The organism is Bifidobacterium sp. ESL0800, from assembly GCF_029395355.1.
In the GTDB taxonomy this organism is placed as follows: Bacteria; Actinomycetota; Actinomycetes; order Actinomycetales; family Bifidobacteriaceae; genus Bifidobacterium.
This window is the reverse complement of the sequence record NZ_CP113913.1, coordinates 1,954,293-1,970,064: the sequence shown is the minus strand read 5'-3', so window position 1 is coordinate 1,970,064 and position 15,772 is coordinate 1,954,293. Positions and strand designations below refer to the sequence as shown.

At 59.9% G+C, this 15,772-nt stretch carries 6 protein-coding genes; 2 read left to right on the top strand and 4 right to left on the bottom strand.

Annotated elements, in window-relative coordinates:
• Window positions 1–13: 13 nt before the first annotated feature.
• Entirely contained in the window at window positions 14–1,993 is a 1,980-nt protein-coding gene (locus OZX75_RS07485) for an isopeptide-forming domain-containing protein (RefSeq protein WP_277146017.1), read from the bottom strand.
• A gap of 708 nt (window positions 1,994–2,701) precedes the next feature.
• On the opposite strand from OZX75_RS07485, the gene OZX75_RS07480 reads away from it, so the two are divergent.
• Window positions 2,702–5,491: a hypothetical protein gene (locus tag OZX75_RS07480; RefSeq protein WP_277146016.1), complete on the top strand. Its 2,790-nt coding sequence runs from the start codon at window positions 2,702–2,704 to the stop codon at window positions 5,489–5,491.
• A 354-nt stretch (window positions 5,492–5,845) separates the two neighbouring features.
• Here the strand turns inward: OZX75_RS07480 and OZX75_RS07475 are convergent, their stop codons facing one another.
• Window positions 5,846–7,858: a S1C family serine protease gene (locus OZX75_RS07475; protein WP_277146015.1), complete on the bottom strand. Its 2,013-nt coding sequence runs from the start codon at window positions 7,856–7,858 to the stop codon at window positions 5,846–5,848.
• A gap of 525 nt (window positions 7,859–8,383) precedes the next feature.
• Here OZX75_RS07475 and OZX75_RS07470 point away from each other — a divergent pair.
• Complete coding sequence (locus tag OZX75_RS07470) at window positions 8,384–11,152, top strand: InlB B-repeat-containing protein (protein ID WP_277146014.1); 2,769 nt, start codon at window positions 8,384–8,386, stop codon at window positions 11,150–11,152.
• 47 nt (window positions 11,153–11,199) lie between these two features.
• On the opposite strand, the gene OZX75_RS07465 is transcribed toward OZX75_RS07470, so the two are convergent.
• Both OZX75_RS07465 and OZX75_RS07460 read right to left on the bottom strand, forming a co-directional pair.
• Window positions 11,200–11,367 carry a hypothetical protein gene (locus OZX75_RS07465; RefSeq protein WP_277146013.1) on the bottom strand — a complete coding sequence of 56 codons (168 nt, stop codon included), beginning with the start codon at window positions 11,365–11,367 and terminating at the stop codon, window positions 11,200–11,202.
• 363 nt (window positions 11,368–11,730) lie between these two features.
• The gene (locus OZX75_RS07460) at window positions 11,731–15,771 is read right to left on the bottom strand and encodes a hypothetical protein (protein WP_277146012.1); all 4,041 of its coding nucleotides are present in this window, start codon (window positions 15,769–15,771) and stop codon (window positions 11,731–11,733) included.
• Window position 15,772 lies beyond the last annotated feature (1 nt).

Here is a 15,772-nt window from a genome sequence, read left to right as displayed (position 1 = left end):
GACTTCGCCGGCCTCACCGTGCGGTCGTCTGTTCCGCTTTCAAAGCCGCACGATGGCGACGCCACGCGGCGAGCGCCATCACCAGCGCGCCGAGCACCAGGAAGATCACGATGCCCATGCCACCGGTGAGCGGCAGTCCCATGGGCCGGCCGAGAATGTCGGTGGCCTTCCAGTTCTTCATGCCGACGGTGATGGGCTTGCCGAAGACGTCCTTGGCGTCTTTCGGCGTGACCCCGTACGCGCCGAACAAGGTGCTCGGCTTGGTGTTGGACGGCTCATAGCCGGCAGGGAAGATGCCTTCGGGGTTGGAGGTGACAATGTCTTCCTCGCTCTTGCCCTCAATCGCGCTGAAGTCAAGCTGTTTGAAGACCTCACGCGCACGCGCGTAACCCACCGGTGCCGAGTATTCCTCGATATTGACCTTGAGGCCCACGCCCTTCCAGGTCGTCGGATCGGCGGGATTGGTTTTCTGCATCACCGGCAGGTCGACGAAGCTGACGATACCGGCGTTGTTGGAAGCCGCCTGGATGAAATCGACACCGCTGGGCCGCTGGTCGCCGTCGGCATAGAACTTGCCGTCGCTGGCCAGGAAACGCGCGTCGCTGTCCGGATCCGAAAGGCGGAAGACCGCGCCAGGAAGCCCGTTGCCGTCGATGTCGGTTTTGACGAACTGGAAGCCTGCGGTCGGGGTGTGGGAGGCGCCAGCCAGCGGCTTCGGGGTGTAGCCATGATCCGCGAAGGCGATGTTGCCCATATGCCCGGCATCGACGCTGATGGAGTCGCCGTTCGCGGTCACCTGGGTTTTCAGATCGATGCGCAGCAGGATGCGGTGGTCCTTCTGGGCGCCCGCGATCAGCGTCTTGAACGTGGCGACATCCTTGAAGAAGTCGAAGGTCAGGTAGGTGGTGTTCGCGTCGTCGGTGCCGACCTCACGGCCATCCTGGGTGGTCATCGATTGACCCGCATACGTCGGATTGATGCGCTTGGGAGCGCTGTGTCCCGTGGAATACGAATACACTGCCGCCGGCACGTCATGAGTGACCTGCCGACCGTTGTCGCCGGTGAACGTCACGCTCACCGTTGGGTCGGCGACGGTCTTCAGCGAAGCAGGCAGGCGGTCGACGACGCGCAGCTGCACGCCGGTTCCGTCTTCGGCGATGTTCGTGTCTGCGATATTGGAAAGCTGCAGGAGGCTGCTGTCCTTGCTGGTCTGCGGATTGCTGTCGTTGGCAATGACCTGGGTGATCTCGTAATCCTGCTTGTCGCCGACCTGCGCGATGGCGGAGCCGGAAGTGTGGGTCATGACCTTGGAAAGCTGGTTCGTGGTCTGGTTCTTGGGGAACAGATGGAGGTTATAGATATAACCGACGCTGGTCACGCCGTTCGTGTCGGTCTGCGTGGTGCGGTACGGCAGGCCGAAAATGGAATCCTCGACGAAGGCGCGGCTGCTGTAGCGGCTGCCGGTCTGGTGGAGCAGATAGTGGTGCTCGCCCTTGGGGAAACCGGCGCTCGGGGTCTTGTGGTCGTTATCCATGAACCACTGATCCGGGTTGATGGATCCGTCGGCACCGGTCGAGCCGTAATAGATATGTCCTTCGCCCACCTTCACGAACGTGTTCACGTCGCTCACCGAGACCTGCGACCACTGCAATCCCGCGGCAGGCTGCACTTCGCTGAGCTCGAAATCGGCTCCGGAATTGGCCTGGCGCCCTTCGGCTGCCTCGTTCTGGTCGTTGGCGGAACCGGTGGAGGCGAAACCTTCGTCGCTGGACAGATACGAGGTCACCGTCAATGTCGGCGTCTTGTTCGGGTTGATGGCACCGGCGACGAAATCGTCTTTATCACCGTACGTCGGCAGTTTCGACGCGGACGTAGGGCCGTCTGCGGCTTCGGCGCGGGCGACGGGACCCGCCAACGCCAGCAGCGTCGTCAACGCCAGCAACAGCGCTACGAAACGTTTTCCCTTCAATCGGCTTTGCAATAATCTGCTCAATGGAGTACTTCCCCTCGTTTGGAAATCATTGTCATCGACAGCCGTCAAGCGGCGTGGTGGACGACAAAACAGGTACAAGCGTGAGCCTCAAACCCGGTATACAGCGCCTTACATCGCGGATCATGCTTGCTGTTGCGGCAGTGGCTGCGGAAAACCGACGCCCTGACCAACTTTGCCTATGAGAATATAGCGGAACCATCTGGGCAGACGACGGTGCACTCGCCGATAGCAGATATGAGATATTTCACAAAAACTACTGATGAGTCTAAGTTTTTAGTTATTTACTTTATTATTGTCTAAATATCCATGAGAAACGGGCATTCAGAACATACAGAACATTCCTTGCTAGATACCAACGTCGACGGAGACAACGCAACAAAGCGGGACGACGAGATTTATCGCCTCAAACCCGATCCGGTGGTTATCACATAATCCGCAACCACGCAAATCCATCGCACACAGCGAACCGTTCATTTCGCCCGAAGCCCAGCGCGGCGGTGTACCCTCTGTACGTCACCGCATTCCGGCTGCCACAGCATAACGCGTCAAACCGGCATGCGACAGCCGTTGCCTGACGTTGCCTGACGTGTCGCGCCCACGATGGCACTCGGGAACCGCTACCAGACCCATCACGGCCGCAGCGGGATAACAAACAAGCGATTCGGAGATTCAAGAGCCACAAGACACAACAGGTAAGGAGGCAGCAACGTGCGGATATTTTGCGGAAAACCGCGCTGGAACGCATGCGCCCGCGGGCTGCTTGCCTTCTCGCTGGCCATCCTTACGCTGCTCGCGACTCTGGGCGCCATCCAGCCCTACGCCACCGCACAGAGCACAATCGGCAGCTCCGATGCCAACACGATGCCGACGCCCCAGCCTTCTCCTTCCCGCGCCGTCACGCAGGCAGCCGACACTATCGGCACGCAGGATGCGAGCGCTGCCGTCACCCAGAAAACCGGCACCGCCACCGCCGATTTCGGCGTCGACCACAAACCCCGCCTCTACCGGATGCTCAATTACAACTCACGCATCGACGCGAACATGGACGAGCTGCGCATGGACTTCGTGCTGCGGGTGGCGCACGGCGACGTCAACCCACAGAACAGCAGCCCGGGGCTGAGCATCGTCTACTCCTACGACGGCACGACCACCAACACGCGCACGGCCTCCTATTTTGGAGCGCAGAGCGACGCCGACAAGATCAGAAACTGGACGAACAACGAGGGCGATATCTTCGTGATCCAATCGAGCCAGACGGTCGGCGATTACGACTATCTCGCGATTTCGATACGCGGCGATTTCGACTACCCCAATAGCCCCGACCCGAACGTCGTCGGCGGTACGCAGGTGCCGCTGTATGTCTACGCGGTGCTCGGCAACGTCGGCGCGCTCTCGGTGCCACAGATGGAGAGTATGCCGTCGATTGCCACCAATATGGCCGTCGACCCCGCCACCGGCAAGGCGCTGCCGTTGCACACCTACGCAACCGACCGCTGCACCAGTCCGGCACCGGTGAACGGCAAAATCACCTGCACCGGCAACGGGCCGATTCTGGGCATCGGCTACGACTCCACCCCGCAGATGTTCAACAGCGAGGCCGGCACCGGCTGGGGGCTCAACGTGGCGCACGGCTTTTCGCAGGCGGGCACCGGCCCAGGCATCGCGCCGGCGCACTCGTTCTTCACCTACTTCAACGACTACGACCTCGTCTCGCGCGACAACGGCACTTCCGACGGCGAGGGGCTGGCCAACCCGCACCCCTACTCCGTGGTGAGCTCGTTCTATTTCCAATGGCTGGCCTTAAGCGCGGCCGGGCAATGGGTGCCGGCGGACGCGCTGACCCCGATCGCGCAGATCGGCACACAAAAACCCGGCAATACGGCCAATTTCAACAAATGGAACAACTATTCCGCGCTCAACGCCCCGGCTTCGGGCAACAACACGGCCATGCTGGCCTCAGGCGACGCGCAACGGCCGGACGGTTCCATCGATTTCGCCCGCGCGATGGCCGAACAAAAAACAGGCGGCAGGCCGAGCGGCTATTTCAAACTGGTGGTCTGGCCGATCACCCGCAGCTCCGCGGGCAGCGACGACCGATACGTCACCGCGCAGGACCAAGACGTCTTCAACCCGCTCACCTCCGTGGCAAGCGGCGCCAGCAACGGCGGCAAGGGCATTACGGCGGGCATGGGCGCGGCCGAAGCACAGCGGATCGCCGACCTCGGATGGTCGAACGCCTCCGTCTTCGACGGTTTCGCGCTTGCCAAGCCCACACCTCCCACCATCGACGCGCCGAAAGTCGGGCCCAGCGGCCTGCTCTACGCCTCCACGCAAAACGTCGGCGGCACCGGAACGCCGGGGATGGACGTCGACCTGTTCGTCTCCACGCCGGACCCCGCCAGCGGCGAAGTGGCCGCTACGACCACCAAACGGGTGGAATCGTACGTCGGCACGGCCACCGTGGGCGCGGACGGGCGCTGGAAGCTGCCGGACAGCGTCGACGAGTCCAATCCCTACGCCCGAATTCGCTCCTACCGCGCCTGGCAATACCCGCCACCGGGTTCGGGGGTCAAAAGCGCGACATCGGCTCCGGGAACACCGATCACGGCAACAACCGTGACCACAACGGCTCCGGCGACATCGGCTCCCGGCAACTCCGTCGATCCGCTCGACCTGTCCGGCTACTCGAATGTCTACACGGTGACCTTCGTGCCCGCGCCGGCCAAGACGCCCGTCATCAGCGCCGTCAGCATTCCGCACACCTTGGCCTCGGCCGGCGGCAAACTGGCCGCGGGGGCGGCAGTCAAGGTCTCCGGCACCGACGTCTGGCCGATCGGCGAGGCAGCCACCACCCTGAGTCTCTGCGTGCAACCCGCTGATGCCGATTACCATCCGCTCTCCGGCAGCGCGGCCGTCTGCACCGACGTCACCGTCGAGCCTGGCCAGACGGCTTGGTCGGTGGCCATACCCGCTCTCCGGCTGCTTCCGCCTGCGATGCCGAAAGGCACGAACCACGCCGTCTTCTCCGCCACGCTGCGCAACGCGCGAGGCGCATCCTCGAAGGCCGCACAACTCAATGAAGTGCTGGACATGGTTGCACCTGTATTACAAATTGACAGCGCCGATACCTCTGCCATCACCGGGAATACCAAGGACGATACCGGCCGGCCTGAAGCCGGCGACACCGTCACGATCCGCTGGCCCGGCGGGAAACGTTCCATTACGACCACCGACCGCGATGGTCATTGGCAGATCACGGTCCCGGAATCGTCCGCCTCACCGAACGCCAAAGGGCATTACACCGTTTCCGTCACGGACGACCAGCACAACGAGGGCGCTGACCAGACCCTCGGCCTGCCACTGCTCCCACCGGTCTCGCCCCTGCCCAAAGCCGGCAGCGCGTCGGTCTGGGTATGGCTGGCGGCGTTGGGCGCGAGTGCGGTAACGGCGGTGGCGCGTTATGCATATAAACATGCGTATAGTCGCGCCAAGCCGTAGCCATCGCCGCAGACGAAACCGCGACTGTGTAACGCACGGACTAACGCAAACCGCAACTACGAATCCCGGCCGCGTAATCACCAACCCCATGCGTGGACCCGCAAGGGTATATCCCCCCAATCGCGTACCTCATACATGAATCCATGCGCAAACCGCAACCGCAACCGCAAATCCGCAATAACATACTGCATACGCGAGTCTCAGCCGCATATCTCATCTGCGAATCCCGCGCGCAAACGCAACTGCAAATCCACCCCCCATAAACGCGTGTGGGCCGTCAGCCGAAGCCGACAGCCCACACGAACCTATAGAGGCGCGTTCACAAAGCGACGCCCCTACATGGCACAGACCGCTTTACCAGAGACCGAACGGGTCGAAGAGGCCGCCGCCGTCTCCGTCACTGTTGCCATTGCCGTTCTGCTGGCCCTGGCCGTTCTGACCTTGGCCATTGCCGTTCTGGCCGTTGGTGCCCTGCTTCTGGGTTTCGGAACGGTTGCTGCCCTTGACGTCGCTTTCCTTCTGATCAAGGGTGACTTCGACATCCATGGTCTTGCCGCCGCGGACGATGGTGAGCTTCACCTTGTCGCCGAGCGCCGAGGCGCGGACGTAGCCGAGCAACGCGGAGCTCGAGCCAACCGCCTGGCCGTTGAAGGCCACCACGGTATCGTCGGCCTTGAGGCCGGCCTTGTCCGCCGGGCTGCCCTTGACGACCGCCGAGCCGCCGGTGGAAGGCGTGGTGATCTGAGCGCCGCCGCGGGTGACGCCGTCGGATTCGACGTTTGCGGACTTGATGGTCACGCCGAGCATCGCGTGCTGGACGGAACCCTTGGAGACGATTTCATCGGCCACGCGCTTGACGAGGTTCGAGGGAATCGCGAAGCCGATGCCGATCGAGCCGGACTGGCCGGAAGACGAGGACGCAGAGGCGATCGAGGAATTGATGCCGATGACCTGGCCGGCAGCGTTGAAGGTGGGGCCACCCGAGTTGCCCGGGTTGATGGCCGCGTCGATCTGCACCGCGTTGGTCACGATTTCGGAATTGTTGTCGTCCATCACCGAAACCGGGCGGTTCAGCGCGGAAACGATGCCGGTGGTGGCGGTGTCGTCGTAGCCCAAGGGGTTGCCGACGGCCATGACGTTCTCGCCGACCGCGAGCTTGCTGGAATCCGCGAACTCGACCGGCTTGAGGTCGCTCGGCGCGTTCTGCAGCTGCAGTACCGCGAGATCGGTGGTGTTGTCGGCACCGACGATGGTCGCCTTGTACATCTGGCCGTTGGAAAGCGTGACCTGGATGTTCTGCCCGCCGCTCACCACGTGGTTGTTGGTGACGACATGGCCCTTGGTGTCGAGAATCGCGCCGGAGCCCTTGGCGATGCCCTGGCTGACCTGCGTGGTGATCGAGACCACGGAATTGGACACCTGCGAGGAGACGCCGGCCCAGTCCGGAGCCTGCCCGCCTTTGACGTTAGCGGTGCCGGAACCGGATTTGTTGGACGTGATGCCAGACATCGAGCTGGAAGTCGGAACGGTCACCCAACCTTTGGAAATGCCAAGAAAACCGAGCCCCAAGCACAGTGCCGCGGTGACCACGGCCGCGACGATGGCCGTGACGACGTTGCTGCTGGATTTGGGCTTCGCGTAGCCGTTGCCGTAGCCGTAACCGCCGTTAGGCGTATTCGGGCCGCCGAAATTGCCGCCGTTCGGCCCTTCTCCCTGGCCGGGACCGGGGTTGTAGGAATTGTAGGAATTGCCAAAACCGTTATTGTTCTCGCCGCCCGCGTTGCCGTTCTGTCCGGCGTTCGGGTTCCGGCCGGCGTTGCCGAAGATACCGTTCCACGGCATGCTTGGGGTGTTGGCCGCACCGTTGTTGCCCGGTGTGTTCGGCTGCGGGGCATTGCCGGAACCGAACGGCGCATTGGCATTGCCGTAGTTGCTGCCGGCATCGCCGTTGTTGCCGATGTGATCGGGCAACGGGCCATAGGCCCCATATTCCGGAGCCGGACGGTATGGGCCCGAGCCGCCGACGGAGCCGTTGCCGGAATCATCGGAAGCGGAAGTCTGATAGGGATTGTCCGAAGAAGTATTCGTTGAATTCGCGCCGTCTGGACGGTAGCCCGTGGTGAACACTTCCGTCGGAGTGGTGTTGATATTTCGGGTCTCCTGCGTCGCAGCAGATTGCGTATCGCCCGGCTCGGAATCGGCCGTGTTGGCGGCTTGCGAACCAGAGTAACCGACGTTGCCGCTTTCCGTATTTCCGTCATTGCCGACGTAACCACTATTGGTAGTAAAGCTTGACGAAGCGTTCGTATCATTATCCGGATGTGCAGGCTGACCGCTGCCCCACTCATCTTTATTGTCTTCAGCCATTGCTGCTCCTTACATTTTCCCGGATGGCCGCGGCGTTGAGCAAGTCCTGTCGTACCACCACTCGTGAACCGCTAATAATGAGTAAAGACAAGCGGTCTGAACGTTTCCTGAACGTTCATTGAAAGATTAATCCCAACGGTTCCCAACTCGTCTTTTCGCTCTCGCAAGTCCCTATACATAGCAATGATACTCAATGCCTCATCATCCATTCATTACCAACAAGCGGAGAAAGATTCGGCCGTCACACGATTAAGCTGACAGAAGAACAAATAGGCGAATCGCCATATTTCTCAACTATTCTCGCCGATTTTCGCAACAATAAATCCTTTGCCGAGCTCGATAATTTGTGTTTCAACCCAACGATTCCAAGCATTACAGTTCGAACGAACGCGTTTCCCCAAAAAGGACAATCATCTACTCAACAAAAGGCCCGTAGTTGTATACCGATAATTTGTACTACACGTGATATGATATATATCATACAAGTTTACGTTATATTTGGATAATCGTAAGAGAGCAAGAGCAATGCGAATTCGGAACAATTCCAAGCGACTTCTGCTGCATCTCACCGCTGCCGCAACAGCAATTTCTTTGGCATTGGCACCGGGGATGGCAATGGCCAGCACTGCGGATTCCTCAGCACCAAACGCGCCGCAGACGACACAGCAGACGCCCGATAACGACAATAGCCAGGTCAACAGCACCAATAAAACGGCCGGTGACGGCGAAGGCGACAAGGCCAAGACACAGCAGTCTGCCAAACCGGAGCAAACGCCGAAGACAGGTGCGCAACCACGCACCGAGGCCGGGGGCAGCGGATGTGATCTGGACGAGAGCACGCTCGCGCAATGCTTCCCCGACCCCGTCTTCCGCGAGTATCTGGCCAAGAAATACCCGCTTGACACCTCCGTGCAAGGCGGCGACCCGGCCACCAAGTTCGACAACACCGTGGTCACGACGGCCTGGGCCGGCAGCGTCGACACCATCGACGGCGACGGCTTCGGGCCGTTTGCGATGGGCGGCAAAACCGTCAGCAATATCCAAGGCATCCAGATCCTCTCCGGCCTCAAACGTTTCACGGTCGGCTCCGGCTTCTCCCCGGTCGCCGACTACTCCCCCATGGCACATCTGGCAAGTCTGATGACGGTCAATTTCAGCGGAGTCACCAACAAAGGCATCAACCAGGCCAACCTGCAATCCTGGACCTCGGAGGGCATGCCGAACCTGCGCACCCTCGATTTTTCCTACACGCCATTCTGGGACGTCTCGCAGCTCAAGGGACTTTCGGGGCTTACCGACCTTGATTTTTCGTATAGCGACTTCGGCAAAGGCGCATCCGACGACACCGACAACCGCGCGGTCTTCAGCGATTTCGACACGGCATTCCCGAACCTCAAAGCCCTCGACGTCAACGCCTGCGAGGCATTGCACGAAGACACCGATTTCAGTCCGCTCACACGCATGCCCGCGCTGACCGAATTGAACGCCAGCGGCATCGGCTACGGCATCGACGGCAAGATGCCGGAAGCCTTCTCGCACATGACCTCACTGCGCACCCTTATCATGAGTGACGACCTGCTTGAAGACGTGTCCGCGCTCGGCAATCTGACGAACCTGACCAAACTCGACATCAGCAGCAACGCGCTCCAGAACATCAGCCCGCTCTCGAATCTCACGCAGCTTCAGGAGCTGGACGCGAGCAACCAGTTGATACGGGGCAATGAAAGCGTCGCCAATCCAAACGTCACCCTGCACAACACCGAATTGACCAACACCACGGCTTCCGACAAGGCCAGCTTCAGCAGCAAGGCGTTTTACCGCTATATCAGTACCGCCGGCCAATATATGGCTCAAGCCGATCTTGCAGCGCAAAGCGTCCAGGTCGGGCCGGACTCGATAACGCTCACGGATCCGCATGTGGAGTGGAAAAGCGACATGCCCGACAACATGAAAAACGACCTGGTCGCCGGACAGGTGCGCAACGGCCTGATCAGCATTCCGTTCTCCGCCGGTATCAAAAACCCGGTCTCGGGCCAGCAAATCGGCACGTTCGAAGGCGAGCTCAATCCGTACGTACGCGCCCCGCAGGTGCTCATCGACCTCCGTGGCGGCAACATCAACGGCGAGACCAACCTTGGAGTACGGCAGGTTGTTTCCGGCCAAATGATGGGCAACCCGGGCAAGCCTTCAAGGACCATCCAGATCGACGAAAACCATACCAAGGACGACACGTTCCTGGGCTGGAAGGCCTGCGTCACCGGAACCACGAATTCCGACGCCAGCACCTGCAGCTTTGCGAACGCCACCACTTTCCACATCGACAAGCAGGCGATAACCGACGACACCACGCTCTACGCGCACTGGAAGAGCGACGATGCCCATACCGTGATATTCAATGCCGAAAACAAAACGGACGATGCGGTCTGGACGGTCAAGGTCGATGACGGGGATACCCTGGCCGAGCCCAACAAGCCGAGTTACGACAAGCACGATTTCAAGGGATGGTTCCTCACCACTCCGAATGGCGACAAGCCTTACGATTTCAACGCCAAAGTCACCCAAGACATCACCCTGCACGCCCACTGGGAAGCCGTTCCGGACCCGGTGTACTTCACGGTGTTCGTCGAGACGCAGAACGGCGAGCTAGCCACGACCCAGCACGTGAAAATGGGCGATTTCGCCACCCAGCCCGACAAGGCGCCCTCCAGAAACGACTATACGTTCACCGGTTGGTTCGATTCGTCTGAAGGCGGCAAACCGTTTGCCTTCAGCACTACGCCCATCAACAAGGACACCATTGTGTACGCGCAATGGAAAGCCGATAACGCACCGCAAACCATACCGCCGCTGATCGGCCCGCAAGGACCGCAAGGTCCGCAAGGTCCGCAGGGGCGGGGCAATGCCGGCGTCGCGGCCCCTCCGACCACGATTGCCGCCACCAGGCTCGGGGTGCTGCCAAGGGCTTTGGGCGCCAATCCTCAGCAGCAGCAATCCCAGCCCGAGCAAAAGAAGAAGGAACAGCGCAAGGTCTGCAGAACGAATACCGCCGGAGCCACGGGATCGCCGAGCGACAATATGCTGGACGGCAGGCTCGGCAGTGTCAACAACATCGCCAGCTACGATCCGCAGTGCGCCAACGAGCCTGTGGCCACCGTCAGCCAGGCGAGCGCACACCACAATCTCAACTGGCTCTGGCTGTTGCTGCTGCTCCTGCTGTTGCTCATCCCGCTGATCCGCGACAACAACCGCATGCCGGACATCGGGCAGCACAAGTCGCCTGAAATCTACGCGTAGGCAGCTGAGGCCTTTCCGCCGCAGGCCCCGCCGGTCCGAATCCGACCTTACATAAGGATTCGACAGGCGGGGTTCGTTTTATCTAGCTTTTGTATGTAGCCCGCTTGGTAGCAGCCCGCTTCAGTTTCAGCTTCAGCAACAAACCGCTCGCCAGGGCGCGGTTCACTGACCAATGAACAAGTATCGATAAGTACTAATAAGTCATAATAAGTCATGAAGCAGCAACTCCTTGCACCCACGCAAACCCGCTCTCAACCGAAGCGTTTCCCTGCGAAGAGCCGACGGCCCAATAACGATGCCGAAAGCAAACCATCACAACACTCAACCCAGATACCTGCCGCGCCACGCACTCGGATTCGCATCGGCGCCCAACGCACGCACGCCCTAGCTAGTCTGACACCGGAACGTCTCATCGCCAGCCATGCCTCGATCAGCTCATGCCACTGATCGCATGCAGAAGCCGACATAAGCGCGCGCATCCCGTTCGCGATCATGCTCCGGCCACATCAAAAAGCGTGGTGGGGAGAACGCCTGAAACGCTCTCCCCACCACGTACCGACAACAACGTCAGCAACTATCTATCGGGACTTGTGTCTGGGGCCCTTCGCCGCCCGTCGCGCAACGGCCAGCTTGTCTTTGGCACAGCTCCGATACTTTCGGTACGCAATGTCCGCGGTCAAAATCAGCACAGCCGCCAGCACCAGCCAGATAAGCTGCGACCCGGTAAGCGGCAAATGCCTGATCGGCTTCGGCATCTGCCCGGTGAGCGTCAACGACTCGTTTTGAGCCTGATCGGTGACGTCGACCTTGAATTCGCCACCCGTCGCAAGCTTGCCGGGATCCACCGACCAAATGCCCTTTTCGGCGTCAACGGTTCCGACAGTCGATTTGCCATTCGCCCAGGTAACGATGACCTTGGTGTTCGCGAAATCCTTGTGCGTATCCTGCGAATCCAGCTTGCCGGAGACCTCGCGATAGCTCACCTTGCTGGCTTTCCCAATCACGTCAGGCGTCAGATCGACCTCAAGGTCTTTGTACGCCAGGTCCCCGTCTTCCCCGTTATGGGGAACCGCCACGATCCGGTAGGTGTCGCCTTTGGCGGGATCCCCCGAGAATCTGCCCACCGGAACATTCAGGCTCCACTCATTGCTGTTGAGCTTCGTTACCGGAACCGAACCGATTTTATTGGCCGGATTCGCGGCGATGGCTTCGGGACTCGACGCCTGTCCGTCGCCGTTGAACGCCATATACAGATCCACGTTCATGGGCACGCCGATATTGAGTTTGTTCGCGGTGCCCTTCAACTTCACCGTGGAATTGGCGGGAAGCTCGCCGGTCTGCTTGACCGTATGAGGCTTGTCGGCGCTGTCGATGGTTGCGGAAGACTTTTCGAAAGCGGTTTTGTAGCTGAACCTGTCGTAAACGGTGTTGATGGTCCAGCCTTTGTCGATCAGATCCTGGGACATTTGGAAGTCGTCCTCTACCAAATCATCTGTAATGCCATCTTCATGACCGGTAAGCGGATTATAGATATCCTTCAAATATCCGGTCGAGCAGGAATTCATATTCCCATTTGAATCCGTGGAAATCGGCCATGTCACCATCTTGAAATAACCGTCGAAGGCGGGATTCAACTCCCTGACTTTGGCGAAATCGACAGAACCGTCAGCATTCTGGACCCTGGAATCCGCCTGTTTGGGCATCAGGCCTCCCACTGAATTCCTTGATTTATTATCCCCTTTCGTATTCACCATAATGTCGGTTGGCGTGTTCGTGTCAATCGCGCCTTCCGAACCTTTTTCTGCCTTGGGCGTCAACGAATCCACCGGCATCCAATACCGACCATTGACCAAGCCGAACCACTGGTAATAATACTTGTCGACCTTGCTGCACACCCCATTCCTGGCGGAGCCCAGATCTCGATTAAGCCACCGCAGGATGAACGAATTCGGAGGAGCGACCTCTTTCGCCGTGTTTTGCGTCCAGAAGCCGTTGTCTACAATGAGACCCCAGTTCGCCTCGCCGACGCTCCACAGCTTCGGATGCGTCTCGTCGTAGCCGACGAACGCAACAGGACCATCGGCCTGCGCAGAACTCGTCAAGGAACCCGAGCCGTTGTCGCTGTAAAGATGAATCTTGTAGTCCGGCGTCAAATTAACCTCGGGACCCCACCGGCCCGTGGCCTTGTTCTTCACTTGGGCTGTGATGGTCAGAGCCTCCTCGGTGCCTCCCGCCTTCTTGCTGTAGCCGTGGTAATAATTCGCGTCGCCTTCCAGGGAAATAGTCAGGTAATCGCAGAGCCCGCTCGTCTGGACGTCCCGGATGGTGAAGTAGAACCCACCGGCACCGATGTCTTTGGCCCACTGCTCGGCGCCGTAGGCCCTGGCTCTATCATTATTGCTGGCGGCGTTGGGGCCATCCAAGGTGTTCATATAATGCACGCCGTAATCCGCCGTGTCGCCTCTTTCGCCACCATACGGATAGTGCACCTTCAACCCGCATTTATTGTCCCTGTCCACAGCGCCGGTCGCCACGCAATTGGGATTCACGTCACCGTGCGCCACCTTCATGATGAAATCAGCACGCATCTCATCGCCACCGACCTGGACCTTATCGTTGTATGACAACATCTTCACCAGTTCAGGAGTATGAGCCGGGTCGTCCGCGGGAACGACATCATCCGAATTATCCTGCACAGAAATCTTGCCCGGTGCCATCGGCGTCACGTCGGCCAGTTTGTGGTAGTCGTAGCCGTCGAACGCCGTGTCGACCGTCCAGCCGAGATTCATCAGGTATTGGGCCTGATCCTGATGCTTCTGGGCCATATCCTCGGAGACGCCGCTTTCATAGCCGCCGTAGAGAGGGTTGTAAACGTCGTGTTTGCTGACCTTGTTCGGCCCTTCGGGATCAGTTGAAACGCAACCGTCAAGATTGCCGGAGGCATCCGTGGTGGTGGGCCACGCCACTAACTTGAAGTAGCCGTCGAGCCCTTGCTGCTGCTTGGCTGCGGCGAAATCGATGGAACCGTCGTCGGCCTGCGCGCTCTTGTTCTTGCTCGTCAGGTCCTTGCCGCGAATGGTCTGGCCTGAAGCCTTGTTTTTCTTGCCGTTATAGGAAATACTGTCGGAAACCGGAATCTGCTGGCCGCCGTTGGTGGCCGAAACCGGAGCCGACGCCGCCTGCCCGTCGGAGGCCAGCGCCTTGTCGGTAAGCGCGGTGACGGGCAGCCAATTGCCGTCCTTCAGGCCGAACCACTGGTAATAGAACGCGGTCGTCTTGCCGCAATTGCTCGAATTATTCGCGTCGTACTGAGCGTTCTGCCAAGTCGCGAAGAAGGAGTTCGCCGGGGCGACGCCCTGATTGGTCATCACCTTGTTCGAGTCCTTCGGATCGACGAAGCCGTTGTCGGCGTGCATGCCCCAGTTGGCATGGCCGTTGCTCCACAGCCCTTCGGTGTTGCCTTGCCCGGTATAGGCAGCGGGTCCGGGGCAGGTCCCCGAGCCGGCGCAATTTGCATCGCTGTACAGCTGCACCGGATGACCGGCGGCGATATTGGTCATCGTGTCGCTTTCGGCGAATATCGTCTTGGCTTTGCCGGCGGGAACGACGCATGTTCCGTCGGCGGATTTGCAGGTGCTGCCGATGCCATCGACATCGATTTTGCCGGAACCCACGACCGCGTAAAGCCGGCGGTCATACTTGAGGCCGCCGAGCTGCGACGAACCTGCGGGATTGTCGGGATACGTCACATCGCCCTGTATGGAGATGCTCAACAGATCGAATTTCCCGTCGTCCGAGGTCTTGACGCTGTGAATGGTGAAGAAGGAAGCGGTGTTCTTGGCCCACTCGGTGGCCGCCACCTGCTTGGCCGTGCTCGAGTCGCTGCCCGAACCCAACGTGTTCATATAGGAGAAACGCTTGTACTGGTCTCCCTTATCGCCTGTCGAATGGAACAGCTGCAAGCCGCAGGCGCCTTCGCCGTCCCTGCCGGCCTTTCCGTCGGCGGTAGCCAGAGGCACCTTGTTGGGATCGACCGCGCCGTGCTTGACCTGAAGCACGAGATCCATCCGCAACTGATAATACTTATCGCTTTTACCCTTCACGTACGAAGGCGAGACGCGGCTGTTGTCGGCAAGAATGGCGGCCAACGCCGGCTTTGCCGACGGATCGGCACTCTGCGTATCCGCTTTGTTCTGAGAATCGTCGTTTTGCTTGGCGCCGTCGGCATTGCCTTGGGAGGACGCGTCGCCTTGGTCGCCCTGAGTGCCCTGAGCGCCCTGAGCGTTCTGCTTCGGAGCGGTTGCCGTGGAAGCGTCGGGAGCGGGCTGACCGGCCGAAGAAGTGTCCGGCGTCGATTTATCGGTTTTGAGATTACCCACGGCAGGGCCGGAAGCCTGCCCGTTCGAGAGTTGAGGATTGGAGGAGCCATTGTTCAGTTGCGTAGACTGCTGCGACTGCGCGGCGGTATCGGCGTCCGAGTTCGAAGACGAATTATCCGCCTGCGCCATGAATGGGGCGACCATCAACGCCATGGTAAGCACAATGCCTATCGCCTCAAACAGGCGGCGACGACTACGCGGCGACCGTTGTGCCTGATTCGACTTGTTCATGTGACTCATC

Bases quoted from the DNA above. Each gene is read 5' to 3' on its own strand.
- OZX75_RS07470 (WP_277146014.1), top strand. From the start codon at position 8,384: ATGCGAATTCGGAACAATTCCAAGCGACTTCTGCTGCATCTCACCGCT.
- OZX75_RS07460 (WP_277146012.1), bottom strand. From the start codon at position 15,771: ATGAGTCACATGAACAAGTCGAATCAGGCACAACGGTCGCCGCGTAGT.
- OZX75_RS07475 (WP_277146015.1), bottom strand. From the start codon at position 7,858: ATGGCTGAAGACAATAAAGATGAGTGGGGCAGCGGTCAGCCTGCACAT.
- OZX75_RS07465 (WP_277146013.1), bottom strand. From the start codon at position 11,367: ATGACTTATTATGACTTATTAGTACTTATCGATACTTGTTCATTGGTC.